The sequence below is a fragment of the Cytobacillus praedii genome, assembly GCF_001439605.1.
Classification (GTDB): Bacteria; Bacillota; Bacilli; order Bacillales; family Cytobacillaceae; genus Cytobacillus; species Cytobacillus praedii.
Genome location: NZ_LMBX01000008.1, coordinates 1 through 26,928, shown reverse-complemented (window position 1 = coordinate 26,928; position 26,928 = coordinate 1). Strand labels below are relative to the sequence as shown.

Genomic DNA, 26,928 nt, shown 5'->3' with positions numbered 1-26,928 from the left:
ATTGAACATAGAATTATTTATATTTTCAGACTTCATTGACTAAAAAAGATCCCCACTGCCGTCTAGTGCAGCCTTGGGGATCTATTTAAACAACCTATTTCATCTTATTTTTCATGCTGCTCCGTATCAGAATGACCAGGGTCCTCAACTGGTGATCCTGCAACTGCTTCATACGTGTAATATCCACCTACGACAACTAACAGATAAACGATTGCTGAAAGTACCCACTTTTTCATATGAATGTCTCCTTTATAATTTTACTCGTTGCAAACGCAGTGCATTTAGTACAACAGAGACAGAACTGAAGGCCATTGCTGCACCTGCAAGCCATGGAGCAAGGAAACCTAAAGCTGCAATTGGAATGCCAAGTGTGTTATAACCAAAGGCCCAGAATAGGTTTTGCTTAATATTGCGAATCGTTTTCTTGCTCATAAAAATGGCATCGGCAATACTGTTCAAGTCACCCCTAATTAAAGTTATATCAGCTGCTTCCATTGCAACGTCCGTACCTGTTCCAATTGCCATTCCAATATCAGCAACTGCCAATGCCGGAGCGTCGTTAATTCCGTCTCCTACCATTGCAACTTTCTTTCCTTGCTGCTGAAGCTTCTTCACTTCTTCTGCCTTACCCTCTGGGAGTACTTCTGCAATTACACGGTCTACCCCAGCAAGCTTCGCAATTGCTTGTGCTGTTTGCTCGTTGTCGCCTGTAATCATAATCACTTCAAGTCCTAAATCCTTTAAACGACTAATGGCTTCTGTTGACGTTTCCTTGATTGTGTCAGCGACCGCAACAATTCCTGCAAAAGCGCCATCGATTGCTACCAGCATCGCTGTTTTTCCTTGCTTTTCAAGAGCAAGCATATCGTCTGACACATGTTCGATTTCAATATTAAATTTTTTCATTAAACGTCTTGTTCCAGCCAGCACCTCTTTCCCATTAACAAGTGCTTTAATTCCATAGCCAGGGATTGCTTCAAACGCGCTAGGGTGGGTAAGAGTGATATGCTTCTCTTGAATTCCTTCAACAATCGCCTGAGCAAGCGGGTGCTCTGATTGCTTTTCTGCTGAACCGACTAATGTTAAAAATTCTGCTTCATCTAATTTTGTGATGACATCTGTTAATACAGGTGCTCCATTAGTGATTGTACCTGTTTTATCTAAAATAACTGTGTTTATTCGGTGGGTCATTTCAAGATGCTCTCCGCCTTTAAAGAGAACACCATATTCTGCTGCACGACCAGATCCTGCCATAATAGATGTAGGTGTCGCAAGACCAAGTGCACATGGGCATGCGATAACGAGTACAGCAATTAATTTTTCAAGTGCTTCTGCAAAGTCACCCGGTGCAACGAACAAGTACCAGATGAAAAATGTTAGGACAGCAATCCCTACAACAATGGGTACAAAAACACCAGAGATAGAATCTGCCAGACGCTGAATTGGCGCTTTTGAACCTTGTGCTTCTTCTACCACTTTAATAATTTGAGCAAGGGCTGTTTCTTTCCCTACCTTTGTTGCTTTTATTTTAATAAAGCCATTTTTGTTTATTGTTGCCCCAATGACTGTATCCCCAACTGTCTTATCAACCGGAACACTTTCCCCTGTAATCATTGATTCATCAAGGGCAGACTGTCCTTCTAGGATTTCACCATCAACTGGAATTTTCTCACCAGGCTTTACTAGAATCATATCTCCTGCAATTACTTCTTCTAGCGGGATTTCCATTTCTTTTTCTTCGCGGATAACGGTAGCTGTTTTTGCCTGCAAGCCCATTAATTTCTTGATCGCTTCTGAGGAACGCCCCTTCGCTTTTGCCTCAAACACTTTGCCAAGAATAATTAATGTGATAAGCACTGCACTTGTTTCAAAATAAAGCCCTTCTGGATGCGCATCGCTTCCAATTGTTCTTAAAGATAAATACAAGCTGTAAAAGTATGCAGCGGACGTTCCTAAAGCAACGAGCACATCCATATTCGCACTTTTATTTCTTAACGCTTTATAAGCACCTACATAAAACTGTTTGCCAATATAGAATTGAACAGGTGTAGCAAGAGCCATTTGCACCCACGGATTCATAAACGCATCAGGCACGTAGATGAAAGAAGTAAAGCTAAAGTGGCCTGCCATTGCCCATAGAAGCGGCAGTGATAGGATCAGAGAAAAAATAAATTTCCCCTGCTGTCTTTCAATTTCTTTTAATCGATGGTCAACCGTCTCTTTCTCATTATCCTCGCTTTTCACACTTGCTCCATAGCCAAGCTTTTCTACCTTTTGTGTCATCTCGGCTGGTGATAAGATAGAAGGATTATACTCAACAGCTGCCTTTTCTAAAGCAAGGTTCACATTCGCATTTATAATCCCATCCATTTTATTTAGACCTTTTTCAATTCGAGTTGCACATGCTGCACAGGTCATTCCAGTTAAAACAAGCTCCACCTTTTCAGTAATGACATCATAGCCTAGCGCTCTGATTTTTTCCTGAATATCAGCAGGTCCCATCTTAGCTGCATCGAATTTTACTGTTGCCTTCTCAAGTGCCAGATTCACATTTGCCTCTGACACACCTTCCATTTTATTTAAGCTCTTTTCAATTCGAGTTGCACATGCTGCACAGGTCATTCCCGTAATTTGAAACTGACTTTCAAGCACTTTTTCACTCATATCTTCAAGCCTCCTATACCTATACGGGGTATGTTTTTTTGAAAAAGAGAGCGTGCTAAACTTTTAGCACGGCTAGAATGCGAAATATTAGTTTACATCATATCCTTGATCATCGATTGTTTCTTTTATTTTATCTAAAGATACTTCTGTTGAAGAATACTCAACATCTACAGTTCCATTTTCAAGATGAACGCTGACTTTAGAAACACCAGCTAATTCGCCTACGCTTCCTTCGATAGCTTTTACACAATGGCCACATGACATACCGGTTACGTTTAAAGTTGCTTTTTCCAAATTTAACAGCTCCTTATTTTTTCATCAATTTATGAATGGTTACGAGAACCTCATCTAATACTTCTGTATCTCCTTCTTGGAGACGGTCAACAACACAGCCCTTTAAATGCCCTTCAAGAAGTATTTTCGCAACACTATTTAAAGCTGATTGCGTCGCAGAAATTTGCGTGATCACATCATCACAATAAGTGTCTCTTTCGATTAAGCCTTTTATTCCGCGGATTTGTCCTTCGATTCGATTTAATCGTGTGACAAGATTGCTTTTTACCTTATCGGAATGATGGCTCTTTCTTTCACTCCCGCTTGAACAGCAGTTTTCTTCTTCTGGCAGCATTGCATCTTTTTCTAGTTCGAAACCCATATGGTTTTCCCCCTTGCGTTTATTATATTATACCCCCGTATAGTATGTAAAGGGCTGTTTCATTAAAATATGTGAATTTTTTTTGACCTTGCATTAATTATAATACATTCCTAATATGTAACAAAGCTGTCTGTCCTTCAACTAACAATAAAAGCCAAATACCTAGTCTGCAGGTATTTGGCTTATCATTTAAAACTTCTACAATACGGCTCTAATTAGACAACTAGCGTCCGCTTATTGCTATATTTCTCATATTCCTTGTTCTTAACAATATCCTCTAAAATCTCAACTAATCGATACACTTCTTCATATGAAATATAGAGCGCAACCGGTGCCAGCCTTATTACATTTGATTCCCGATAATCCGGAATCACTTGATGATCTTTTAGCGCTTGGCATATTCGATACGCTTCTTCATGTTCTAAGCAAACATGTCCGCCACGCTTTTCATCCTCACGCGGATTTCCAATCGCATACCCATACTTAGTAAGTCTTTCGTCTGCCAGATACATAAGATACGCAGTTATATCCAGTGACTTCAAACGAATATTCTTAATTCCAGCTTCATTAAAAATATTCAATACCCCTTCAAGAGGAGCCATAGAGAATAACGGCTGTGTACCCGTCTGCCATCCATGAGCACTTAATTCGTGATCAAATTTGTTCAGCAATTTAAATTGCGTTTCTTTTTTATTCCCGTGCCAGCCTGCAAGTCCTGGCTCTTTTTCAAAGTGTTTCTTATTGATATAAAATCCAGCAATCGCACCCGGACCAGCTGATAAATATTTGTAATTGCACCATACCGCAAAATCCGGATTGATATCTTGAAAATCATGCGGAACTACACCAATCGAATGGCATAGATCCCATCCTATTATAATTCCTCTTTTATGTGCTTCTTCTGTAATCCGCTTCATATCCAGGAGCTGGGCACTTCTGTATAAAACGGATGGGAGCAGAACTAGGGCCACATCATCTGTCATTCCTTCAATAATAAGATCTTCTGAAATAAAACGTCCATCCTGGCTTGAAATTACCTTTACAGCTTCCTCGACGGTATAACCTTTTAATTTCACTTGACTATCTACTGCATATCGATCGGTTGGAAAATTGAGGTCATCTACAAGAATTTTATAGCGTTCTTTAGTTGGTCGATAAAATGTACTGATCCCCTGGTGGATATTTATTGTTGTATTTGTCATAACTGTTACTTCATCATTATTCGCATGAATTAATTTAGCTAACTTCTCTCCTAAAACCTTTTGATAGAGAAAATATTTACTATCCTCAATACTCCAAATATCTATTCCATGCTTCTCCCACATTTCAATTACATGATACAATGCTTCCTTTGCATCCTTTGAACATAGACCAAGCGAATTGCCGTCCATATAAATTTGTCCTTGATTATTTATAAAGCGTTCGCGGAAGTTTCTCAGCGGATCCTCTGTATCTTTTTGCTTTGCAAAATGTAAACTTGATTCAAATGCCTGCACTGTTTTTCACCCTTTTTGTCTTAATAGTAAGCAACGATTAAATTGGTTAGTATAATGTCGATGTTTATTCATATCTCAATTAACTTACATTGTATGATCCTTTGTTTCTATTTTCTGATCATGGTCTTTTGTACTGGATCGTTTCCAAATAAAATACGCGATTGAGATAAAAATCAACCAAGGGAATCCTAGAATTAAAGTGTCCTTGAACATAGGAGAGAACCAGGTTGAAAGAACGACTGATACTAACAGCACTGCTCCAATCACTGTGAGATATGGATAACCAATCATACGCACAGGCAGCTTCCTGCCACCCATTTCAGTCCATTTTTTCCGAAACGATAAATGTGTAATGAAAATCATAAACCACGCAAACATCGCTCCAAAGCTTGAAATTGAAATCATTTGTGTGAAGGCTTTGTCAGGAGAAACAACCGTATAGATCGTTGCAATCCCAATTCCAATGGCTGATGTAAACAGCGCTAATGTAGGTACCTTCTTTTTGCTTAACTTCCCAAAGGCTTTAGGCGCATACCCTGCTCGAGATAATGAAAACATCATTCTTGTTGAGATATATAATTGACTGTTCATTGCTGAAAGAGCGGCAACAAGAACTACAAAATTCATAATACCTGCCGCACCCGGGATGTTTAGAATTTCCATAACCTTAACAAACGGGCTTTGATCTCCTCCAGCTGCTGTCCAAGGGACAATCATTAGCATTAAAGACAATGTCAATAAGTAAAACAGGATCAGTCTAATAACAGCTGAACGCAATGCAATTGGAACAGCCTTTTCAGGATCCTTGGCTTCACCTGCACTTACAGCAATCATCTCAATACTTAAATAACTGAAGAGGGAGATAAAAATTGCTATCCACATTCCCCATACACCGTTTGGAAAAAAACCACTGTGTGCTGTTAAATTCTGTGCACCAATATTTGAAGACGCATCTGCCCCAACAATTACATAAGTCGCTAATATAATAAAACCAATAATTGCAACAATCTTTAAAAAGGAGAACCAATACTCTACTGCACCAAACATATTTACACTGGAGGCGTTTACATAAATCAGGATGGCGGAAAATAATAAAACCCACACAACACCTGGAACGGTAGGAAACCAATGTTTCATATAAATAGCAACAGCCGTAACTTCCGTACCTATCGCACAGACGAGACTGAACCAATATGAATAACGGACGGTAAATCCTGACCATCGATTAAGATAGCTCTCTGCATAAGCCCCGAAGGACCCAGATGTCGGGTGTGCTACTGTCATTTCAGCAAGACATCCCATAAGAAGCAGCGCAATGATCGCACCAATGGCATAGCTAATGATTACACTCGGTCCAGCCGTGCCAATAGCAAGCCCGCTTCCTAAAAACAATCCTGTACCGATAGCTCCTCCAATGGCAATCATTGTAAGCTGGGATGTTTTTAACGTCTTGTTTAACCCTTTCTCCCTGTCAATAATGTTTTGTAAATTCTCATTAAGTTTCATCTTATCCACCTCTTAATTTTGTTTTTTTCGAGATGTTCATTCTACTAGATGCCCCTTATTACTTTATTAAGCACTTGAACGTGCTAATAGTATTTTTGTGATGAAGATCCACCTCCCTTTAAAATATTCAGCATATTCCAATAATTCAAATTATAATACGAGATAATCCAAATGTCTATATTATATTCGACTGTGTGTCTAAATTATTTTTCAATGGTTTTGTCAGTAATAGTCATACTAAATTTATTAGTAGGTTATTAATAAATTGAATATATAGACATATAATCGAATTCTATTTAACCTATAAATTTCCACAATAAAAAAGCATTACTCCAGAAAGCCTTGTTTGAAACAAAGAATACTTTCTGAAATAATGCATGATACATTCAGCTTATATATTTATAGATAGATTGATTCTACATACATCGTTGTAATCGTTTCCGCTATTTCCTCAAGCGGGTACTCATTTTTATTAAATACAATTTCCCATTGGTACATCTCATTTGTAAAAAACCAGCCTTTAGCAACAATTTCAGCTCTTAGATCAAGACGCGCCAGCCCTTTAACTTGGGAATAGGTTATATCCTTTATAATACTTTGGATAAATCTTAATCTAATTTCCTCCCATTTTTCCGAAATAACAGCAGAAAGTCCAATCCCTTCAGAAAAAACCCGCATCATGTCTCTTTCTGTGTCAGCTACTCTTAAAAAATCCAGGACCTGACTAAGAATAATCTCTCTCGCTTCCTCTGTTGTAGATGGAAAAAACGGGGTATTGGCAATAGCAAAAAACTTTTCCATAACATCTTCCATCAATAGAACTAGAAGATCATCTTTTCCCTTAAAGTGGCCATATATTGTTCCATATCCAATTTTCGCATGCTCCATAATTTGTTTAATTGTGGTCTTTTGAAAACCATCTTTAAGAAAAACCTCTTGAGCGGAATTGATAATTTTATTGCGAGTTATAAATGCCCTTAAATGTCTTCCGTCTTCAATGTTATTTTGTTCTCTCATATTTACCACCCGAAATATATTGTTAGCTCTATGATAGCCCAAAAAAAGGGAAAAAGAAATCTAGACGATGGATAAGTTTTCTAGCAGTCTCGTAAATGCAGGTGCACATTCAAATAGATAGAGGCTGTTTTCTGCGTGAATTTATTTTAAATATTCTGAAAAAATAATATTGACACTAAGTCGGATATATTATAAGATTTTTTTAGTTCCGGGACTTTTTTATTTTTATTGATCGGTTATTAGATTTTTGTCATCTACATCTTTGTAAGCGATTTCCGCTTAATAAATACAATCAAATCCTACACACCCTCACCTTTGAACCTGCACGGAAATCCGAATTGAATCAAGAAACCCACTATGTTATTCAAAAGCCATTCGTTCACATTCTATTTGAGGAGTGATTTTTTTGCGACGAATTCCGATTAACAGTCGAATACAAAGAATTATTATTTTAACCATTCTTATCATTAGCGTTATTTTCTCACAATCAACCCCAATCTTTGGCTCGGCAAATGCGAATGATGCAAATAAAAATGCACCGCCTGCACCTGATCCAGCCCCTGAAGAGGAGCACCAGCTTATGCCTGGGGAGCCGGTACATCCTGATCCGAACAGCTGGGGCTATGATCCAGAGACAGGCGAGTTTACACACCCTTCTATGACTCCAGATCCTGGGGAGGGGCCACATCCTTTTGAAGGAAGTCTCCCTTATCTCGACCTTAATCAGTACAGTAAAAATATGAAAGTAGAAGCGTTTTATCCTTATGTAGTTGGATGGGGGCATAGCTGGCAAGCGACATTCGACTGGAAGGGACGCCGCTATTTATACGATTATGAAACAGATATGTATAATGTATTTGATATTACAGACCCAAAGAAAGCAAAACGGATTGCCCGAAAAACATTTGATACTAAAAAGGGAGAGCACCAATTTGGTCCCATGAATATTAAATACAATCAATCATTGGATAAGACGATTGCCGTCCAATGCTATGAAGTACCTCGATTTGGTGTATTATCAAATAAATATCTTAACCCCGACGAAGTAAAAAAGATCAGAGAGCGTGAAATGCTTCGTGGATTTAGAATCTATGAAGTAACAGGTCCTTTATGGACGGATTGGGAAGTATTATCCGAAACGCCGCTTGATGAAAGTGCAGAACCTGGGGCATCCGTTCAGCAAGGTTCTGGATGCCAAGACGTTCCGGTCTATTCAGGAGATCAATATCTATTTGTAGCTGGTGCACCTGACGATAGCTTTGCGAATACCGAATATAAAAGCTATTTATATTCAGGCGCGCAAATGGCCTATGATATTTCTGACCCAACTAATCCAAAACGCTTATCCACTTGGTGGGTACCTGGTCAGCGTGTTGGTGAGGAAAAGCAATATAATTTAAACCCTAGAGCTGGCAATAAGACTAGCTGGATGGGTTCGCGAATGCCTCTGTTCATACCAAAATCTGTGGAAGAAGGCGGGAAATACGGGTATGCAGCAATGGGGGGCTTCGGCTTTTATGTGGTGGATATTTCGGATCCAGCCAATATGAAAACCGTTTCCCACATCGAGCTGCCGATGAGTGTAAGCGGGACAGAAGGGGATAATATCGATGTTTCAAAAGTTGAAACAACAGGAATGGTTTATTTTAGCGGCTATCCTTTGAACGAGGATTGCTATGAACCATATAAAGAAATTTATGCGATTGATGTTCGAGACCCTAAAAAGCCTAAAGTGGTCTCAACGCTCGAAAGACCTAAACCGCCAAAAGAGGCGCCATTCACGGACTATTGCCAGCGGAGGGGAAGCTTCGGCCCTAAACGCAGCGGGTATGCTGCCGTTCAGCCGGGTGAACCAAACCAACGCTATATGCCGTATGCTTTCTATAATGCAGGCGTCCAAATTTTTGATGTGAAGGATCCTAAAAACACATCTGTTGCAGCATATTTTGTACCAAAAATGTATGGAGAAATCCCTAACGAAGATGGCAAAACTACACGCCCTAGTGAGCATTCCAATCCTGTGCAGAGTATCTATGTAGAATGGGATCGAAATTTAATTTGGGCATTTTCAAACCATGGAATGTACTTGCTGTCTACCCCACTACTGGGCAAACCGCTAAAAGGGGTTCCAAAGATAGAAAAAACAGAAGGTGTTTCACCACTCTAAAAAATTGCATGAAAAAGGGGCCCTTATTTTTAATAACGGTCCCTTTCCATTTGTTCGTATGCATTTCACTCGCAATACATCGATACACTTCCTAAGCCATCAAATGCAGCAATGACAGAATCACCTGCTTGAAAAGCAATAGCTTCGGACATAGCACCACTTAAAACAATATCCCCTTTCCTTAATCCTTTTCCTATCGTATGAAGCTGGTTTACCGCCCAAGCAATAGCGGCTGCAGGATGCCCAAGTACTGCGGCACTTGAACCAGTTTGCTCCAGTTTGCCATTTTTTGATAACACCATTCCAATACTCCCAATATCAATAGCACTTGGAGATACCCATTTGCTTCCAACAACAAATTTAGCAGACGAGCAATTGTCCGCAATCACATCATTTAAAGTAAACCGGAAATCCTTATAGCGACTATCAATTACCTCAAGGGCTGGCGCCACATATTTAGTTGCCTTTAAAACGTCTTCAATCGTAATATGTTCGCCCTTTAAGTCCTCAGCTAATAAAAAGGCGATTTCTGGCTCTACCTTTGGATGAATGAACTGAGAAAATGAGATTGGCTCCCATTCAAAAGCAAGCATATCACTATGCAAGTAGCCATATATGGCTTCATTGACGCCCATCATTTTCTGTTTGGCCTTACTTGTTAACCCCAATTTCATACCAACTGTTTTTGTTCCTTCTTCCATTCGCTTACGTGCAAGCAGCCCATCTTGAATAAGATAGGCATCCTCGATCGTCAGTTCTGGAAATTTGTCTGTCACTTTACTAACCTCACGAGCATCGCGCTCAGCCGCGAATAAATATTCAATGATTTCCTTGTCTCTATTCGTAAGTAGATTCATCTTTCAGGCCCTCACTTTGTCATTTTTGGCTAATTCAGCCGCCACATCAAGAATCATATCTTCCTGTCCGCCAACAGCCTTCAGCTTCCCTAACTCTACTAATATATCTCGAGGATCCACGCTAAACCTTTTTCCGGCCCGCTCTGCGTGAAGCAAAAAGCTAGAATAAACACCTGCATAGCCTAAAACAAGGCTGCCCTTCCGAATTTCTTGGCTTCCTGGAATAAGCGGGCCAACAATATCCTCCGCAACATCCATCAATTTATATAAATCAATGCCAATGTCTATTCCCATTCGATCCAAGACAGCAGCCAATACTTCCGTTTGTGTATTCCCAGCTCCGGCTCCTAAGCACCTGACACTTCCATCTATGCGTGTCGCGCCCTCTTCTATTGCCGTAATCGTATTTGCAACCGCTAGTGATAAATTATTGTGGGCATGGAAGCCAACTTCAATTTGCAGTGATTGCCGAAGGGCTTTGATTCGCTCACGCACCTCGTTTGGCAGTAAGGCTCCCGCTGAATCGGTTACATAAACAGCCTCTGCCCCATAGCTTTCCATTAATTTTGCTTGCTCAATGAGCGTCTTTACTGAAACAGAATGTGACATCATTAGAAATCCTAGTGCTTCCATTCCAAGTTCCCGCGCTTTATGAATATGCTGGGCCGAAACATCCGCCTCTGTCGCATGTGTAGCCACCCTTACTAACTGCGCGCCTAACTCATGAGCTTGTTTCAATTCATTCATCGTGCCGATTCCAGGTATTAACAATACTGCAACTTTAGAGTTTTTACATTCATCAACAGCTGCCTCTATTAATTTCATTTCATCAATTAATGATTTTCCATACTGCACTGTCGATCCGCCTAAGCCATCCCCATGGCTCACCTCGATATAATGCACCCCTGCTCCATCAAGCCCACGAACCACATCACGCACTTGATTTTCTGTAAACTGATGTGCAACAGCATGACTTCCATCACGCAGACACACTTCTGTTAGTTTAATAGGTTTATCCATATGTCTATTCATTTCAGCAGACTCCTCTCGGTTATTTTTATGTGGATGGGTTCATAGCCTGTTCATTTAACATCAAGCGGGCAAAATCTTCTCCCACCCTTAATGCAGCTGCAGTCATAATATCCAAGTTGCCTGCATATGCCGGAAAATAGTCACCTGCACCTTCTACCTCGATGAAAACTGTCACACGGTTCCCATCAAACAGCGGCTCTTGTTTCAGCCGATACCCTGGTACATATTGTTTAACCTTTTCAACAACTGCTTCAATGGCTTCTCGGATTAGTGGCTCATCCATATTTTTCACTTCGCAATATACTGTATCCCGCATCAAAATAGGCGGATCAGCCGGATTAAGAATAATCAGCGCTTTTCCTTGATCAGCCCCGCCAACTTCCTCAATTCCTCTGCGTGTTGTTATTGTAAACTCATCAATATTTGCCCGCGTCCCCGGGCCTGCACTCATACTAGAAATTGTCGCGACAATCTCTCCATATGCGACATCAGCTACCTGATTGATAGCATGAACAATTGGGATGGTCGCTTGACCGCCGCAAGTTATCATATTTACATTATCTAATTTCATAGAACTTAGATTCGTATGAACTGCCGGGCAAAAGAAAGGTCCTCTTGCTGCAGGTGTTAAATCAATAGCCATTATGCCTAATTGCTTTAATACTTTCGCATGGCGGATGTGGGCTTTGGCAGACGTTGCATCAAAAACGATGTCTGCGACCGTTGGGTTCTCGATCATGCTATCGATTCCATTTGAAAATACTTGATACCCCTTTTGTTTTGCCCGCTTTAGCCCTTCTGATTCTTCATCAATACCAATCATGGCTGTTAATTCAAGCAAATGGCTTCTTTCTAATTTATACATTAAATCTGTTCCGATATTTCCAGAGCCGATGATTGCGGCTTTAATTTTCCCCATCCCTATCCCCTCTTTCCAATTCAAAAATAGACTTATACAAAATGGACTGACACAGATCCCAGGGCGCCAAATTTTGCCTCAATCGTATCTCCAGATGAAACGGAATTAGCACCCGATAATGCACCCGGCAAAATTAATTCATCCTTTTTCAAAGCCATTCCAAACTCATGCAATTTGTTGCCAAGCCAGGCAATGGCATGTGCCGGATGTCCAAGTGCAGCAGCCCCCGCTCCTGTAGCCATTAGCTCATTATTTTTAAATAACACCATGCTATTCGTCCGTAAATCGATCCCATTTAACTTGGACATTTTCTCACCAATAACGACTTTTGCTGATGAGCCATTATCAGCTACTGTATCAACAAGTTTAATCTTCCAATCTGCCACACGGCTATCAATGATTTCAAGAGTAGGAACAACAAATCTTGTAGCCATAAGAACATCGAGATACGTAAGATTCGGCCCCTCTAAATCCTCTTCCAATATAAAGCCGATCTCTGCTTCAATTTTGGGTGAAATCAGCGAATCAATTCTAACCGCTGCACCATTTTCTACAACCATATCATTTAGCAAATGACCATAATCCGGTTCATTTACACCCAGCATTTTTTGCATGGCTGTACTAGTTAAGCCTACTTTTTTACCGATTACCTTTTTCCCTTGTGCCAGTTTAATTTTTATAGTTTCCAATTGAATTTGGTAGGCATCCTCCACCGTCAATGACGCATCAGCGTCTGTCAAAGCTAGCATAGTCTGTTTTGTCTCCTCAGCATTTACTAGTTTCCTAGCATAAGCAGCATGCTTTCCGCTCATTCAAATCCCTCCCGATAAAAACAGCAAAAGGCAGGCAGAATGCCCCCTTTCGCTGCTTTCTTATTTTTTCATGGTAATTGTTTTCGCTTCTGTATAAAAATCAAAACTATGTCTGCCGCCTTCACGGCCAATACCGCTTGCCTTTGCTCCGCCAAAAGGTGTTCTTAAATCCCGGTAATACCAGCAATTAATCCATAATAGTCCAGCATGGATTTGTGAGGTCACCCTTTGTGCACGCCTTAGATCGTTTGTCCAGACAACCCCTGCTAATCCATAAATGGAGTCATTTGCTATTTGAATCGCATCCATTTCTGTCTTAAAAGGAATGATCACTGGCACTGGCCCAAAGATTTCCTCTTGAGCAACCCTCATTTTATTATCAACATCATATAAAACGGTTGGTTCATAAAAGTTTCCTTCAGGAAGATCGACAACAGGTTTGCCGCCATAAGCAAGTTTTGCCCCTTCCTCTATGCCGATTTGAACGTAATCATCAACAGTTTTTAAATGTTCTTTAGATACGAGTGCCCCCATATCAGTCGATTCATCGGTTGGATCCCCCACCTTAATTTTCTTTACTGCACAAACAAATTTATCTAAGAACAAATCATAAATTTCTTCTTGAACGAGAATTCGCGAGCCTGCCAAGCAAATTTCCCCTTGATTGCGATAAATGGCCTCAATCGAGCCGGCCACTGCCTCATCCAAATCTGCATCTGAAAATACAATATTGGCTGACTTGCCCCCTAGTTCAAGAGAAACAGGGATTAGATGGTCAGCAGCATTTTTCATAACCGTTTTTCCTGTATTAGACTCGCCTACAAATGAAATTCTCCTGACAAAAGGATGCGAAGCCATCGTATTTCCAACCGTACTTCCCGGCCCAGTCAATATATTCAGCACACCAGGCGGCAGTCCAGCTTCATTGGCAATTTCGCCAAGCAAGACCGCACTTAGCGGAGTATAGGATGCTGGTTTAATGACTACAGTATTTCCAGCCGCCAAAGCTGCCGAAGCCTTCCAGGTCATTTGCATAAAGGGTAAATTCCAAGGGATAATTAAACTCGTAACGCCAGCAGGGGCATACTGCACATACGACATATGACCGCTCATATCAAAATGCTCATGCACCATATATTTGGCCATTTCAGCGAAGAAGCGAAAGTTGGATGCAGCTCGAGGAATATCAAATCCACGGCTTTCCTTAATTGGCTTCCCAACGTCCAATGTTTCGATATAGGCAATCTTATCAACGTTTTCCATGATAAGATCCGCTATTTTGCATAGAATTCTTGATCTTTCCTCAACAGGCATTCCGCTCCATATCCCACTTGCAAATGTCTTCTGTGCCACATCAATTGCCCATTTAGCGTCTTCAATTCCACCATTAGCTACGCTGGCTAGCCTCTTATTTGTTGCAGGGTTGGCTGTATCAAAGGTTTCACCTGAGAGAGCATCGACATATTCTCCATTAATAAAAAGTTTCGCATCCTGAACTGCTTGATTTGCTACTATTCCTTTCATCTTTTGTCGCTCCTCCCTATGTTACTCTTCGATTTCTATGACCATTTCAATTTCTATTGCTGTATTATTAGGCAGCTGTGCCATTCCGACTGCAGAACGGCCATGTTTTCCCTTCTCGCCAAAAACCAGCCCAATTAGATCTGATGCTCCGTTCATTACCTTTGGCTGATCAGTGAACTCTTCTGTACAATTCACCATTCCCAGTATTTTAACGAACTGCTTTACTTTACTGAGTTCACCAATTTCATTTTTGACAACGCTTAAAAGGTTCAACATAGATTGTCTGGCAGCTAAATATCCTTCTTCCACGGTTAGATCCCTGCCCAATTTCCCATGATACTCGTCTACGCCCTGCCCTGCCGTGAACAGTAAATTTCCGGTTTTCACACAACCCACGTAGCTCCCTAATGCCGGACGCAAAGGCGGCAATTCCAATCCCAGCTCTGCAAGCTTCTCCTCTGGTGTATTCATTTGATAATCTCTTCCTTTATTTCAATATTTAAAAAGGCAAGTGCATTTTTTCCATATATCGCTTGTCTTTGTTCTGCAGGAAGCTCTGGTGTATCATCAATTACCTTGCCTGGATTAATTTCTCTTAATAAAAATGGATAATCTGAGCCCATAATTATTTTTTCATAGCCAAAACGCTCGATTAAATAGGTAAGATTGAGCGGATCATAGTTCAAAGAATCGAAGTAAAAGTTTTTTGCATAATAACTTGGAGGCTGGCTCGTCTGGCGTAAATGCGGCCACACCTTCCACCCCTGATCCAGGCGAGGCAAAATATACGGGAAGGAACCGCCCCCATGCGCAAAACAAACCTTTAAATGAGGGAACTTCTCCATAATGCCGCCATTGATCAAACTTGCAGCAGCCAAAGCAGTCTCACTTGGCATTCCCACTGTATACATCAGATTGTGGCGGGGCATACGTTCCCTGCCCACTGTCTCCCATGGATGAATAAATAATGGCACTTCCCACTTCTCTGCCATTTCGAAAAATGGGAGAAACGCAGGATCATCGAGATTTTTCCCATTAATATTCGTCCCAATTTCAATGCCCTTTAATCCAAGTGTATGGATACAGCGTTCCATTTCTTTGATAGCGACATGTACATCCTGCAATGGAACCGTCCCTAAACCAATAAAGCGTTTCGGATATTGTTTAACGGTTTCTGCTATAAAATCATTTTGTGTCTTCGACATTTCTTCTGCCGCTTCAGATTCTGCCCAATAAGAAAAGGTTACTGGGATGGGAGAAAGCACCTGGATATCTACCCCTTCTGCATCCATGTCCTTTATTCTTTTTTCAGGACTCCATACTTGATCGGTCACCTCGCGAAACACATTTCCTGCCACCATGATATTCGCTCCACATGAACATGTCTTTTCTAGTGTCGGCCAGCGCTCACCGCCAAATTTCTCAACAAAGTTTGGAATATGCTCAGGAATGATATGTGTATGAAAATCTACTCTCATTTCCTCTCCTCCACTTCATAAATCATTTAATTTCTCGTCGTATTTGGATCCCATAACTGCACTTCTACCGGCATCACATGTCCACAGCTTTCACATGTGCGAAGATCTTCACTGCTGTTAAACTCTTCAATAGCTCCCTTGACTTGAGTTTCAATATCCGTCAGCTGCACACGCTTACGGTGCATTTCTTTATCACAATGATCACAGAACCAAACAAAATCCTCCAATTCCCCTTGAGCACGCTTCCGTTCTATGACAAGGCCATACGTATTCTCAACACGATGCGGCGAATGAGGGACCATGCCTGGAAGCATAAAGACCTCTCCTTCTTTGATCGTTACAATTTCACGCTTCCCATTATTGATCACTTCAACATAGCAATCCCCTTTAATTTGATAAAAGAATTCATCAGATGGATCCACATGAAAATCACGTCTTCTATTCGGACCTCCAAGAATCATACAAATAAACTCTGAATCCTCCCAAAGAACCTTATTATTTACTGGAGGTTTTAGCTGCTCCTTATTTTCCTCAATCCAGTTAATTAAGTTAAATGCATTAAATTTAGATATTGCAGATTTTGTCATTATAAAAACTCCCTTTGATTTTATTTTTGTTACTTTATAAATCTAATGATTACGTACATCGATCTATTTCTCTCTCCACCCTTTCACTTTGTGTTTGATATTCTAATATCAATATAGTGAAAACAGTTAAATAGGCATATCAGGTTTTTTCACATTATGAAATAGTTAGAATTTTAAGAATAAATATTTCGACAAAAAACCCCATCTGCCTACTAAATCCTTAACGGTTCAATAGACCAAACTGGGGTAACTTTTCATTATTTTCATCGAATGCCTATTTCTATTGACTATCTCTTTCTCCAGAATTAGCAGGATTGTTCTTTCGTTCGTCCATCGTTTGACCACCGACTCCCCAATACATATGGGGAACTTCAGTTACCAACACTCTTACTTGTTCAGGCTTTACAGACAGATTTTTCACTGCAGCATCTGTTACATCAGCAATTAAATTTTTGATCTGTTCATGATCTCTCCCTGATAATACTTGGACTTGAATGATCGGCATATGACAAACTCCTTATTCATTTAAAATTCTAGAATGCATTAAACCTCAATGTAGCCCAATTCCTTCGAAATTAATTGTGCCGTGCTCTTAACACTCTGGATAATCATGCTGCGATGACTATCTTGCATATAAGAAACAGGACCAACTAAATTTATCGCTGCAATAATTTTCTTCGAATAGGATAAAATCGGTGCTGCAATTCCATACATCCCATCAGAATTTTCATTGTTACTTATAGAATATCCATTCCTCTGTATCCATTTTAATTCTTCCTTTAATTGTTCAATATCAGTAATTGTATTCGGTGCCTGATAAGATAACCCTCTTTCGATTGTTTCTTGAAGATAGGCTGGGTTATAAGCTAGCAGCACTTTTCCTGAACTTGTTGCATACGCTGGTTTCCTCGATCCTACGTACGTATGTATCGGTGTTGTATCTTTTGAAGATACCTTTAAAACAAAAACGACTGTCCCTTTATCAAACATCGCAATGTGCACACTGCCTTTGAATCTATGAATCAATTCCTTGACTAATGGCATGGCCTTATCATACACATCCTGCTGAAACATGACATGATTATTCCACTCAAGCACTTTCCAGCCAAGCCGATATTTTTTTTGATTATCCTTCATTAATACCCCTTCATTACAGAGTGTGCTGACTAAATGATGTGCAGTGCTAACATTCATATCCAGCTTCGCAGCTATTTCTCCTATTCCTAATATAGGGGTTTCGTTTGTAAAACAGCTAATGATTTGGCATGCTTTTTTAACGGCTCCGATCAAAAATATCTCCTCCTCTCGTAATCAGCAATCTCGATCAACGATAGGTTATTTTGATAAATGCTGCCTATAAAGTGAAACTTCCAGTAGCGGGGGTTTTCTTCTAAAGTAGATGTTTTACTGCCCGTTAATCAGCGATAAACGGTTTAACATTAATTATAATAGAAGCTAGTATCGGAATACAATTCTGAATTTTCATAATATGAAATCCCCACCTAAAGACAAGAGTTATTAATGAACCTTTTATAGTGATAAACAATATCCTATTTATTACTCATAAACACGCGTTTCCTTTAACATGAACTGTTACTCTTACGGTGCTGCTGCCTAATTGCAGGGAATAAAATTAGTATTTACTAGTTAATAACAAAGCCGCTGCCTTATTAGGCAGCGGCTTTGTTATTTATTACTTTTCTGCATTAGGAATTAGCTTTTCTTAAAACATTGTACTATTGAAGTTTTTCAATCTTTAAACCTTTCTTTTCAAGCAGCTTGATAATACTCATATCACCGAAGTAGTGACCAGCACCTACAACGACAAAATACGTTCCTTTTGTAGTTCCTGTTAGGTACTTTTCAATTTTATTCGCCATTCCAACATTTCTGTTATCAAACATTTCAGTCATATAGACTTTGTATTCAGGGCTATTATCTGGAACATTAAATAGCAATTTTTCAATGGCAGTATCATCGCTCGTTTGCCAAGCCTTTATAAGCGGTGCTAGTCCATCATTAGCATTACCAGTTTTTAAAGAGTCTTCAAGTAGCTTGATTTGTACATTTTCTGGGAATCCAGACAGCATATTGATCTGGAATTCTGCCCCTTCTAGCTCAATGACCTTTTTATTGCCTGCCTTAGATAAGAAATAATGATCAATTCCTAATTCAGATTTATATTTAGGATCCATTGTTTTTAAACTATCTAAACTCATGCTTAAATACCAAGGTTTTAAATACTTGATCTCATTCATATCTCCACCATAGCTAACAAAGGTATCTGTTAGTTTCTTGTAAAGTTCCTTTGAGATATGATCCTCAATCGTTGAACCGTCCTCATAGACTGCCTTTTCAAGGATGGTCTGTTGGAATTCAAGAGGATTTAAGTTAAGGATATCTGCTTCAACAGCTAAATATTTGGATTCATTGAATGCTTTCATTATTTTTGAATTTATTGGATAAAATTCTTCGATTCCCAAATGTATGGAACCTAGCATATAGACCGTATTGCCATTCTTCTCTGCTTTCCAGAAGAACCCGCCTTCATTTTCTGCGCAAGCAGCTGCTTTAAGTTCTGCTAGCTTTCGTTTCGAAGGTGTTTCGTATTTAATAGAGCTATCCTTCTTAATAAATTGACCGCCGCCAACACCATAAATATCACTATTATCTACTTTTTTGAAGGAGTAGACTCTAAATTCACCTTTTGCAGGAAGCGACTTATTGGCTACAAGTTTATTATCTTTTAAAGAATATAACTTAGTTTCTTTTAGAATAGTAACCTTTCCTAATTGACCGCTTTTAAGTTCTGTTTTTCCCCACATAACCTTTTTAGGAACACAATTCTTTGCACTGTCCGATGCAGCAAATGCTGAGCTGACTGAAAATGATGAAACTAGGAAAACAGCCATGACAAGCATAGCAACACTTTTAAATATTTTTTTCATTATCCTTCTCTCCTCTCTAGTTAAAAATATATATTAATAGGAAACTATTAACAAATATACATATTACCTTAATCTGACAGGAGTCTCAATACTATTAGTCTATTTTTTTAAAAAAAGGACTTACCTTAGATTTTCAAACAAGTTATATAATATTAATTTTGTTCCAGCATCCATTTCCCTTTATTAACCAGCATAAACAAAGCCCATGATTTTTCATGGGCTGATTAGGTACTTAATTACTATTCATTAATGAATCACGTCTTTATTTTCTATATTACGTATGGCTAAATAAGCAGTAATAGCTCCAATTACAGCGAGTGTAATCGGTACAAAGACAATGGAGTTTAAGGTAAAACCATTCATATCCTGACAGACAATTAATACTATAAAAATGGAAGATATGATCGTAGTAGATCCGGAAAACTTTCTCATCCCAAAGTAGAGAGGAATAAGGCTCATACAGCTTGTTGCTAAAGCATTCATTACAACACTTGCCGAATGTTTTCCTAAACCTGATAATGTAAGCTGATCAGGGACTATTTGAGCAAATTGGTCTAACAAATAAAACCCGCCACCTACAAAAATGTTAGCTGCTACTATATTTACGAACGTAAAAATAACAACAATTAGCAGTTTGGCTATTATAAGAGATTTGCGGTTTATTGGATACATAAAAAGGACTGTTATCGATTTGTTTTTATATTCATTAATGACTAATCTTGAAATGAGTACCGCTGCAAATATGATAAATGTTGCTCTGATGATTGTTTCGATCAGTTGCAATGCCACAGCATAATCTTCGAAAACTACTGCACCCTCCAAATTTTCCACATAGCTAATAAGGCAAATGACTCCTAGTATAATAACATTTGTAATGAGTGAGCTTCGTACATATCCTCCCATTTTAAACTTTTTCATTTCCAATTTAATTAATTTAAGCACTGATTCCACCTCCGTTCAACAGCGTTAAGAAATGATCTTCTAACGAACTATTCTTCTTATGGATAGATTCAATGATAATATCATTCAAAACGAATGTTTTTGTTATTTCACTTTGTGGTACAGAGGAATCATACACTCTAATTAAACGATTATCGATGACTCTAAAATTAGTAATCTTTAATATATGCTCTAATACAAATACGGATTTTCTGCAATCATTCGTTACAAACTCAATAAATTCGGTATTCTTTTCACGAATCTGTTCCATCGCTACTTCCTCTATTAACTTCCCGTGGTTAATTACTCCAATTGTATCTGCTATTTGTTCAATCTCCCCTAAAATATGACTAGAAATTAAGATAGTTACCCCATATTCCGCACTTAATAATTTGAAAAGGTCTCGAATTTCCTTAATTCCAACAGGATCCAATCCATTAATCGGTTCATCCAAGATAAGCAATTCCGGTTTCGTGATAATAGCTCTAGCAATGCCTAGCCTTTGTTTCATACCAAGAGAGAATTCCTTCACTAACTTATCATCCACATTTTTCAAATGTACAAGATCGAGTGCTTCATCAATGGCCTTGCTTTCATGAAACCCCATATACTCACAATGAAACTCCAAGTTTTTCTTTGCTGTAAGCTTTTCATAAAAGATTGGGTACTCAATAATCGTTCCCATCCTTCCTAAAAGATGATAGGAGTGATTCGTTAATTTTTCACCAAATAGCTCAATTTCTCCACCCGTCGGTTTTACCAGATTTGTAATCATCCTCATGATCGTTGTTTTCCCCGCTCCATTCGGTCCAAGAAAACCATAGATTTCTCCTTTTTTAATATTCATATTGACATTCGATACAACTTCTTTTCCCATATACGTCTTTGTTAATTGTGTCGTTCTTACAATGTAGGTCATTTTAGAATCTCCTTTTATCTTTTCAGTGTCCTATCTATTGCCATAAGCTGCAGTGAAGATGGGATGCATTATACATGCATGGCTACAAATTCATTTCTTACTTTTAGATTAAGGAACAGAATTCACTTTTTCCTTACGCAATTCTTACAATTTTCTTAAGTTCAAATAAAGAGAACTCGTCGTTAACTTACGAAACGAGTTCTCTTAATATGACATTCGTTTTAATGTAAAAGAAAAAACTGTTTTCTCATAAGGTATACTGCTCAGCTGAATGGATCCACCCAAGTTTTCAACTAGCCTCTTAGTAATGGTAAGACCTAATCCACTTCCTTGATAAAATTTATTCCTCGAGTCTTCAAGAGTGTACATTCTTTCAAACACTCGATCTTTATACATCTCATTTATGCCTTTTCCTCTGTCCCAAATATCTATATAAACAAGCTCCTCTTCATTTCGTAACGATAAACCAATCGTCCGCCCATCTTTCCCATGCTGAATAGCATTCGAAATGAGGTTATTTAAAATTCGATCAATTACTTCCAAATTACCCAATGCATAGATTGGAGAATCAGGAATTTCAATATGGACAGTAAACCCCTTAGCTGTTAAAACATCATAATAATCTAATATGTTCTTTCTGCAAATCTCATTCATATGTACTCTTGTCATCGAGATATGTTTATCTTCAGCTTCCAATTTGGCCAAATCGAAAAAATTATGGATCAGATCAATGACTTCAATTGTTTTTTTATGAACCTTAGATAATAAAAGGCTCTTCTCCTCCTCGTTCATTTCACTATCTAGTTGAATCATTTCGATGTACCCTAATACAACCGTCAATGGCGTCTTTAAATCATGAGAAATATTAGAAATCATCTTTTTTATTGATTGCTCAGATTTTTTATAATTGGCTAATGCATTTAGATTAACGTCTAACAGCTGATTTAATTCATTTACAAGGGCAATAAGTTCATTATCGTCCGTGAAAAGCAGGACTTTTTCATTAGTAGAATTGGATATAATGGCATGTAATTTTCTTTGGATTTGCTTTAAATTCATACTCCTCGTTTTATTCGTTTTATATAGCACAAAGATAATTAAACATAAAATTAGGATGATAATAAGTAAAAAGATTGCCATATTATTGGCCATCCCACTTGTAGCCAATACCCCATAGCGTTTTGATATACTTTGATTCGGATGGATCATCTTCTATTTTTTCCCTTAGCCTTCGGATATGGACATTAATTACGTTTTCATCACCGAAATAGTCATCATTCCAAACGAGGTTGTAAAGTTGTGCTTTTGTAAATACACGCTTTTGATTTGTAATAAATAGTTTTAACAGCTCAAATTCCTTTGCTGTAAGCTTAAGCTCTTGTTTCCCTTTGAAAACAGAGTAATTGTTTATGTCTACTTTCAATTCACCAAATGTAATTTCATTCTTACTTTCTCCACAATCTTCATAATTAGAATACTTTGTTGCCCGCCGGATGGCTGCTTTTATTCTTGCTGACAGCTCTAGCAAAGAAAACGGTTTGGCTAGATAATCATCTGCACCGAAGCCCAGCCCTAACGCTTTATCGATATCACTGTCTTTCGCAGACATGATTAATATTGGAATCGAGCTTTTTTCTCGAATGATCTTGATTGCTTCAATTCCATCTAACTTCGGCATCATGATGTCAATTAAGATAAGATCAAATGTATCTTTCATAAACATTGATACTCCATCTTCCCCATTACATGCGATAGACACATCAAAGCCTTCCTTGGTTAAATAGCTTTTTACCATTTCACTAATCGAAAGATCATCATCAACAAGTAATAGCCGATGCTTCATAGTCTCTTCTCCCTGCTCTCTAAGTTATCTATTCACCTGTTCTCCAATTTATTAATTTCTTCTTTTAATAGTACAGATATTTAATATTTTTTGTCGATTGTTTTATATGGTTTTTTCTACTGGGTTTTATGGACATAAATTCGATGTACATTTCAGTAAACTAACTGTTAAGCCAAATAGGCAGTTGTTATTAAAAAAACAGATGCTGGCTCGCATCCGTTTTTTACCATTGATAAATGATGTTCTTGTCTCTATGGTATCCATCTTCCAATTTACCTGACTGAATAAATCTCTTGCGTTAAACCGCTTCACTGCCCCTATTTCTCTCATCCTGCACAAAAAGAATGCCAAGCTCATGATGATCGCCTTCATACAAGGCGCGTTGGGCAAAGCGAATTTGTCCATTTGTATCAAGTACTTCCAGTTTACAATGGGCACGGTTTTTCAGAAGAGCTTCATAGAAGCCGATTTTATCATGGACATGAATCCCGTTTACCTTCGTAATAATTTCTCCAACCTTTAATCCCATTAGATTAGCTGGTGATTGAGGAATAATCCCTAATACCATCACACCATGATTTCTCTTTGAAAAAAAGAAAGGACGGTTTTCATCTGCCATTCTCTGTCTTAATGTAATAATCTCCCTGCTAACAATCGCAATGGTTACGACCGCAATCGAAGCAATTGGCGACCAATAGCCGGCAATGGATAAGAGTAAGATAATCGAGCCAAGCCAAATCACTTTTTTTCCAGTTGCCTTTATCGCATCGATAGGCAGATTCCCTTGAATTTGCTGAAAAAAGCCAATCGCAAAAGGGACAAGAAGGATAGAATAGGAATGGCCAGCAATGGAGAAAACAGGCCACCATTCAAACGGGCTTTTAAGTACCTCACCTGGAATCACCAAGAATAACGGGATCATCCAAAGTCGCTTCACCTCATGAATTCCAACCCTTTGTCCTCTTTTGCTTTTTATTAGCTTAGGGGAAGTTCCCTTTCGTGCATTTTTGAAAATAAGAATTCCTTCCCCAATTAATAGCAAAGCTAGAAGGACAGCAATAGCTGGAAAAACAGATGGTTTCGTATCAGAAATAGATGTGAAGAAAGACGGAAGCGGCCACTTTTGTTCGACCGCAAAAATCGTCGCAAAAAAGGCAAACCCTAACGTATAAGCAGGCGCCATCCAGCGGATCTTCGTTGTGAAACTCCACAATACGGTTAAAACTGCCGTAAAGACAATTGTCTCCAGCGGGATAACAAGACCTGCCGCAATTGAAATTAGAGACAAAACAAGTCCAATTAATAAGCCTAGCGGAAGGAGCTGCCTCAGCTCAAAGTATGCATTCTCCGCCCGAACATGAAAATTGTCCCTCTCTCGTTTCACCCGAGAAACACCTAAAATAGCAGCTAAAAAGAAGAGATAATAGAAAACAGGATGAAGAAAAAACTTACCCGCTCCCTTTACGATTTCAATCAGCCATTCTTGAGCCACCATAGCCACCAACCTCTATTAATAAATTTCCATTAGAAATATTCACTGTTATCAATATCTATTACTCTTTATTCTACCAAAATGTCCACCCAAAGCCTATTGCAATATGAAATAAACAAAAAAATAGCAGGAGGATGCCCCCTGCTATCTAAAACTAACCAATAATGATATACCCATTCTATTAAATGTTGTGATCCGTGGAAGACTTTTAAAAAAAGCCTTAACGTGCTAGGAATCTTAGTGCGGTTTGAAGCTGGATGTCATTTTCCTCTTTTTTTATTTCATCAATGATTGCCTTTTCTAATGCAGCAGCCGTTTTTTGATCGATCTTTCCGTTTGCATGAATACCGGAATGCTTTTGAAAGGCTTTAACAGCAGTCATTGTTGAATCACTGAAATAGCCATCTTTTCTTCCTGGAGAATACCCTAGTCCATCCAGCATTTCCTGTGCATTTTTGACCTGCTCATTATTCATATCCTGTACCAGTGTCTCTTCCAATTGCAGTGGATGCGTATTAAAAATAGCTGGCTGCTTAACTTTAAGTGTAGGCTCGATCCCTTTATCGTGAATCCAATTTCCATCCGGTGTCAGCCACTTAAATAATGTCAGCTTAATATTGCTTCCGTCTCCCATCGGTACTGGCTGTTGAACGGTGCCTTTTCCAAATGTTTTTTCCCCAATCAGCGGATATCCTTCTGCCTCATTTAACGCCCCTGCCAAGATTTCAGAAGCGGATGCGCTTCCTTTATCAATGAGGACCGCAATAGGGTACTCTTTTTCTTTCGTTAAGCCCGAAAAATATCTCTTCTTCTCCCCATTTCGGCGTTCAATTTGAATCATTGGCTTTTCATTTGTCACAAGCCCTTTCAAAATTTCCTGGACTGCATCCAGATAGCCCCCTGGGTTTCCACGAACATCAATGACTAATCCCTCTAGCCCTTTTTTCTCTAAACCTCTAAGATTTTTTTCAAATTCTGCTGCTGTATCCTCTGAGAAAGAGGTGATTTCTATATAGCCAATCGCTTTGCCATTTTGTCTTTTTAAATCGGAATAGACAGTAATTTGCGGAATTTCATCCCGCTTCACTTCAACAATTAGAGGATCAGCCAAGCCTTGACGAGCAATTTCCAGCTTTACTTTCGTCCCTTTTTCCCCTCTAATTTTTAATGTCGCCTCAAATAAGTCAAGTCCATCTATACTCTCACCATCGATCTTTAAAATTTGATCCCTTGGTTTGAGACCCGCTTTTTCCGCTGGAGAATCCTTAAATGGAGCGACAATGACAACCTTTCCATCATCCATGCTTACTTCTGCCCCGATCCCTTCAAAAGAGGATTCTAGTGATTCGTTAAATTGTTCGACCGTTTCCTTATCCATATACACTGAATATTTGTCAGAGAGCGTGGAAAGCATTCCTTGAATAGCACCTTCTACCAGCTGTTCTTCCTCCACTTTTTCAACATAACTGCTTAATATTAAATGATAGGCTTTTTCTACCTTTTCTAAATCACCTGCCGAAATGGGGATTTGGCCTTCAGGTGTAGGTGCTGATTGGTTTTCTACACTTACCTTAGGATCACTTTTATTTATCCATTGCATTCCAGCATATGTACCGCCCGCCCCCGTCAAGAGAGACCCGGTCATTAGCAGGACAATCCACTTTCTATTCATCCCCATCTTCCTTTCCCTCGATGTATACCGATTTTTAATCCTCCTACAATTTACCTGATTCACCTTTTTTAGGGATGCTACTTCAATATATGAAAAAATTGGACGGGTTATGAGAATTTTTTTGCTATAGAGAGTGTTGTTTGTGCGAATTTAAGTTATTTTAGCAGGTTGATGGGTTTATCGAGTATTTTTATAGAGTTATCGAGCAGCTTTTTATTTTTATCTGGCAGCTTTTTAAGTTTTTCTAGCATTCCTTTGAATTTATCTAGCATTTATAGATCTAGTATATAAATGCAAAAAAAAGAAAGGAGCTTAGCTCCTTCCTTCAGACTGTAGACAAACTCGATGAAAATCGAGTTTGCCTACAGTCTTTTTTGTTTTAAAATAGAAATAGAACAATA

The 26,928-nt window shown here is 38.9% G+C and carries 25 protein-coding genes; 1 reads left to right on the top strand and 24 read right to left on the bottom strand.

The genetic code is table 11. The features are described 5' to 3' along the window. Positions 1-104: 104 nt before the first annotated feature. The 7 genes from ASU02_RS27200 to ASU02_RS10395 form a co-directional block, all read right to left on the bottom strand. Positions 105-236, bottom strand: coding sequence for a hypothetical protein (locus ASU02_RS27200; RefSeq protein ID WP_269745973.1), 132 nt, complete (start codon positions 234-236; stop codon positions 105-107). A 13-nt stretch (positions 237-249) separates the two neighbouring features. After that, positions 250-2,664, bottom strand: coding sequence for a heavy metal translocating P-type ATPase (locus ASU02_RS10420; protein WP_057763359.1), 2,415 nt, complete (start codon positions 2,662-2,664; stop codon positions 250-252). Positions 2,665-2,751: 87 nt separating this feature from the next. Next, positions 2,752-2,958, bottom strand: coding sequence for a copper chaperone CopZ (gene copZ / locus ASU02_RS10415; protein ID WP_057763358.1), 207 nt, complete (start codon positions 2,956-2,958; stop codon positions 2,752-2,754). A 13-nt stretch (positions 2,959-2,971) separates the two neighbouring features. Beyond that, positions 2,972-3,319: a metal-sensitive transcriptional regulator gene (locus ASU02_RS10410; RefSeq protein ID WP_057763357.1), complete on the bottom strand. Its 348-nt coding sequence runs from the start codon at positions 3,317-3,319 to the stop codon at positions 2,972-2,974. A 215-nt stretch (positions 3,320-3,534) separates the two neighbouring features. Next, on the bottom strand, positions 3,535-4,815 hold the full coding sequence (gene kynU / locus ASU02_RS10405; RefSeq protein ID WP_057763356.1) for a kynureninase: 1,281 nt from the start codon (positions 4,813-4,815) through the stop codon (positions 3,535-3,537). Between the two features lie 84 nt (positions 4,816-4,899). Further along, positions 4,900-6,321 (bottom strand): amino acid permease, encoded by a 1,422-nt coding sequence (locus ASU02_RS10400; RefSeq protein ID WP_057763355.1) that lies wholly within the window; start codon positions 6,319-6,321, stop codon positions 4,900-4,902. A gap of 399 nt (positions 6,322-6,720) precedes the next feature. After that, a complete protein-coding gene (locus tag ASU02_RS10395; RefSeq protein WP_057763354.1) occupies positions 6,721-7,338 on the bottom strand; it encodes a TetR/AcrR family transcriptional regulator in 618 nt (205 codons plus the stop codon). A 406-nt stretch (positions 7,339-7,744) separates the two neighbouring features. On the opposite strand from ASU02_RS10395, the gene ASU02_RS10390 reads away from it, so the two are divergent. Beyond that, the gene (locus tag ASU02_RS10390; RefSeq protein WP_057763353.1) at positions 7,745-9,505 is read left to right on the top strand and encodes an LVIVD repeat-containing protein; all 1,761 of its coding nucleotides are present in this window, start codon (positions 7,745-7,747) and stop codon (positions 9,503-9,505) included. 65 nt (positions 9,506-9,570) lie between these two features. Here the strand turns inward: ASU02_RS10390 and ASU02_RS10385 are convergent, their stop codons facing one another. From ASU02_RS10385 to ASU02_RS10305, 17 genes are all read right to left on the bottom strand, one after another. Then, complete coding sequence (locus tag ASU02_RS10385; RefSeq protein ID WP_057763352.1) at positions 9,571-10,362, bottom strand: 2-keto-4-pentenoate hydratase; 792 nt, start codon at positions 10,360-10,362, stop codon at positions 9,571-9,573. A gap of 3 nt (positions 10,363-10,365) precedes the next feature. Continuing rightward, complete coding sequence (gene dmpG, locus ASU02_RS10380; RefSeq protein ID WP_057763351.1) at positions 10,366-11,394, bottom strand: 4-hydroxy-2-oxovalerate aldolase; 1,029 nt, start codon at positions 11,392-11,394, stop codon at positions 10,366-10,368. 25 nt (positions 11,395-11,419) lie between these two features. Then, positions 11,420-12,313 (bottom strand): acetaldehyde dehydrogenase (acetylating), encoded by an 894-nt coding sequence (locus ASU02_RS10375; RefSeq protein WP_057763350.1) that lies wholly within the window; start codon positions 12,311-12,313, stop codon positions 11,420-11,422. Positions 12,314-12,345: 32 nt separating this feature from the next. Beyond that, the gene (locus ASU02_RS10370) at positions 12,346-13,125 is read right to left on the bottom strand and encodes a 2-keto-4-pentenoate hydratase (protein ID WP_057763349.1); all 780 of its coding nucleotides are present in this window, start codon (positions 13,123-13,125) and stop codon (positions 12,346-12,348) included. A gap of 60 nt (positions 13,126-13,185) precedes the next feature. Continuing rightward, positions 13,186-14,649 carry an aldehyde dehydrogenase gene (locus ASU02_RS10365; RefSeq protein ID WP_057763348.1) on the bottom strand — a complete coding sequence of 488 codons (1,464 nt, stop codon included), beginning with the start codon at positions 14,647-14,649 and terminating at the stop codon, positions 13,186-13,188. Positions 14,650-14,670: 21 nt separating this feature from the next. Beyond that, entirely contained in the window at positions 14,671-15,120 is a 450-nt protein-coding gene (locus tag ASU02_RS10360; RefSeq protein WP_057763347.1) for a RidA family protein, read from the bottom strand. Next, positions 15,117-16,127 (bottom strand): amidohydrolase family protein, encoded by a 1,011-nt coding sequence (locus ASU02_RS10355; RefSeq protein ID WP_057763346.1) that lies wholly within the window; start codon positions 16,125-16,127, stop codon positions 15,117-15,119. The genes ASU02_RS10360 and ASU02_RS10355 overlap by 4 nt, the downstream gene beginning before the upstream one ends. Positions 16,128-16,153: 26 nt before the next feature. After that, positions 16,154-16,714: a 3-hydroxyanthranilate 3,4-dioxygenase gene (locus tag ASU02_RS10350; protein WP_057763345.1), complete on the bottom strand. Its 561-nt coding sequence runs from the start codon at positions 16,712-16,714 to the stop codon at positions 16,154-16,156. A 280-nt stretch (positions 16,715-16,994) separates the two neighbouring features. Further along, on the bottom strand, positions 16,995-17,219 hold the full coding sequence (locus tag ASU02_RS10345; protein WP_057763344.1) for a 4-oxalocrotonate tautomerase: 225 nt from the start codon (positions 17,217-17,219) through the stop codon (positions 16,995-16,997). A gap of 38 nt (positions 17,220-17,257) precedes the next feature. Beyond that, complete coding sequence (locus ASU02_RS10340) at positions 17,258-18,004, bottom strand: IclR family transcriptional regulator (RefSeq protein WP_057763343.1); 747 nt, start codon at positions 18,002-18,004, stop codon at positions 17,258-17,260. A 446-nt stretch (positions 18,005-18,450) separates the two neighbouring features. Beyond that, positions 18,451-19,662, bottom strand: a complete 1,212-nt coding sequence (locus ASU02_RS10335) for a TraB/GumN family protein (RefSeq protein ID WP_057763342.1) — start codon at positions 19,660-19,662, stop codon at positions 18,451-18,453. Positions 19,663-19,908: 246 nt separating this feature from the next. After that, on the bottom strand, positions 19,909-20,604 hold the full coding sequence (locus ASU02_RS10330) for an ABC-2 family transporter permease (protein WP_057763341.1): 696 nt from the start codon (positions 20,602-20,604) through the stop codon (positions 19,909-19,911). Further along, entirely contained in the window at positions 20,597-21,520 is a 924-nt protein-coding gene (locus tag ASU02_RS10325; protein ID WP_057763340.1) for an ABC transporter ATP-binding protein, read from the bottom strand. The genes ASU02_RS10330 and ASU02_RS10325 overlap by 8 nt, the downstream gene beginning before the upstream one ends. A gap of 204 nt (positions 21,521-21,724) precedes the next feature. After that, entirely contained in the window at positions 21,725-22,660 is a 936-nt protein-coding gene (locus ASU02_RS10320) for a sensor histidine kinase (RefSeq protein ID WP_057763339.1), read from the bottom strand. A gap of 1 nt (position 22,661) precedes the next feature. Further along, on the bottom strand, positions 22,662-23,363 hold the full coding sequence (locus tag ASU02_RS10315; RefSeq protein ID WP_057763338.1) for a response regulator transcription factor: 702 nt from the start codon (positions 23,361-23,363) through the stop codon (positions 22,662-22,664). A 298-nt stretch (positions 23,364-23,661) separates the two neighbouring features. Then, positions 23,662-24,855, bottom strand: coding sequence for a PDZ domain-containing protein (locus ASU02_RS10310; protein ID WP_057763555.1), 1,194 nt, complete (start codon positions 24,853-24,855; stop codon positions 23,662-23,664). Between the two features lie 220 nt (positions 24,856-25,075). Next, positions 25,076-26,527, bottom strand: a complete 1,452-nt coding sequence (locus tag ASU02_RS10305) for a S41 family peptidase (protein WP_057763553.1) — start codon at positions 26,525-26,527, stop codon at positions 25,076-25,078. Between the last annotated feature and the right edge of the window lie 401 nt (positions 26,528-26,928).

What these genes read in the sequence shown, in the direction of transcription:
- ASU02_RS27200 (WP_269745973.1), bottom strand. Translation starts at nt 236, where the DNA reads ATGAAAAAGTGGGTACTTTCAGCAATCGTTTATCTGTTAGTTGTCGTA.
- ASU02_RS10420 (WP_057763359.1), bottom strand. Translation starts at nt 2,664, where the DNA reads ATGAGTGAAAAAGTGCTTGAAAGTCAGTTTCAAATTACGGGAATGACC.
- ASU02_RS10410 (WP_057763357.1), bottom strand. Translation starts at nt 3,319, where the DNA reads ATGGGTTTCGAACTAGAAAAAGATGCAATGCTGCCAGAAGAAGAAAAC.
- ASU02_RS10400 (WP_057763355.1), bottom strand. Translation starts at nt 6,321, where the DNA reads ATGAAACTTAATGAGAATTTACAAAACATTATTGACAGGGAGAAAGGG.
- ASU02_RS10395 (WP_057763354.1), bottom strand. Translation starts at nt 7,338, where the DNA reads ATGAGAGAACAAAATAACATTGAAGACGGAAGACATTTAAGGGCATTT.
- ASU02_RS10385 (WP_057763352.1), bottom strand. Translation starts at nt 10,362, where the DNA reads ATGAATCTACTTACGAATAGAGACAAGGAAATCATTGAATATTTATTC.
- dmpG (WP_057763351.1), bottom strand. Translation starts at nt 11,394, where the DNA reads ATGAATAGACATATGGATAAACCTATTAAACTAACAGAAGTGTGTCTG.
- ASU02_RS10375 (WP_057763350.1), bottom strand. Translation starts at nt 12,313, where the DNA reads ATGGGGAAAATTAAAGCCGCAATCATCGGCTCTGGAAATATCGGAACA.
- ASU02_RS10370 (WP_057763349.1), bottom strand. Translation starts at nt 13,125, where the DNA reads ATGAGCGGAAAGCATGCTGCTTATGCTAGGAAACTAGTAAATGCTGAG.
- ASU02_RS10365 (WP_057763348.1), bottom strand. Translation starts at nt 14,649, where the DNA reads ATGAAAGGAATAGTAGCAAATCAAGCAGTTCAGGATGCGAAACTTTTT.
- ASU02_RS10360 (WP_057763347.1), bottom strand. Translation starts at nt 15,120, where the DNA reads ATGAATACACCAGAGGAGAAGCTTGCAGAGCTGGGATTGGAATTGCCG.
- ASU02_RS10355 (WP_057763346.1), bottom strand. Translation starts at nt 16,127, where the DNA reads ATGAGAGTAGATTTTCATACACATATCATTCCTGAGCATATTCCAAAC.
- ASU02_RS10350 (WP_057763345.1), bottom strand. Translation starts at nt 16,714, where the DNA reads ATGACAAAATCTGCAATATCTAAATTTAATGCATTTAACTTAATTAAC.
- ASU02_RS10345 (WP_057763344.1), bottom strand. Translation starts at nt 17,219, where the DNA reads ATGCCGATCATTCAAGTCCAAGTATTATCAGGGAGAGATCATGAACAG.
- ASU02_RS10335 (WP_057763342.1), bottom strand. Translation starts at nt 19,662, where the DNA reads ATGAAAAAAATATTTAAAAGTGTTGCTATGCTTGTCATGGCTGTTTTC.
- ASU02_RS10325 (WP_057763340.1), bottom strand. Translation starts at nt 21,520, where the DNA reads ATGACCTACATTGTAAGAACGACACAATTAACAAAGACGTATATGGGA.
- ASU02_RS10320 (WP_057763339.1), bottom strand. Translation starts at nt 22,660, where the DNA reads ATGGCAATCTTTTTACTTATTATCATCCTAATTTTATGTTTAATTATC.
- ASU02_RS10315 (WP_057763338.1), bottom strand. Translation starts at nt 23,363, where the DNA reads ATGAAGCATCGGCTATTACTTGTTGATGATGATCTTTCGATTAGTGAA.
- ASU02_RS10305 (WP_057763553.1), bottom strand. Translation starts at nt 26,527, where the DNA reads ATGAATAGAAAGTGGATTGTCCTGCTAATGACCGGGTCTCTCTTGACG.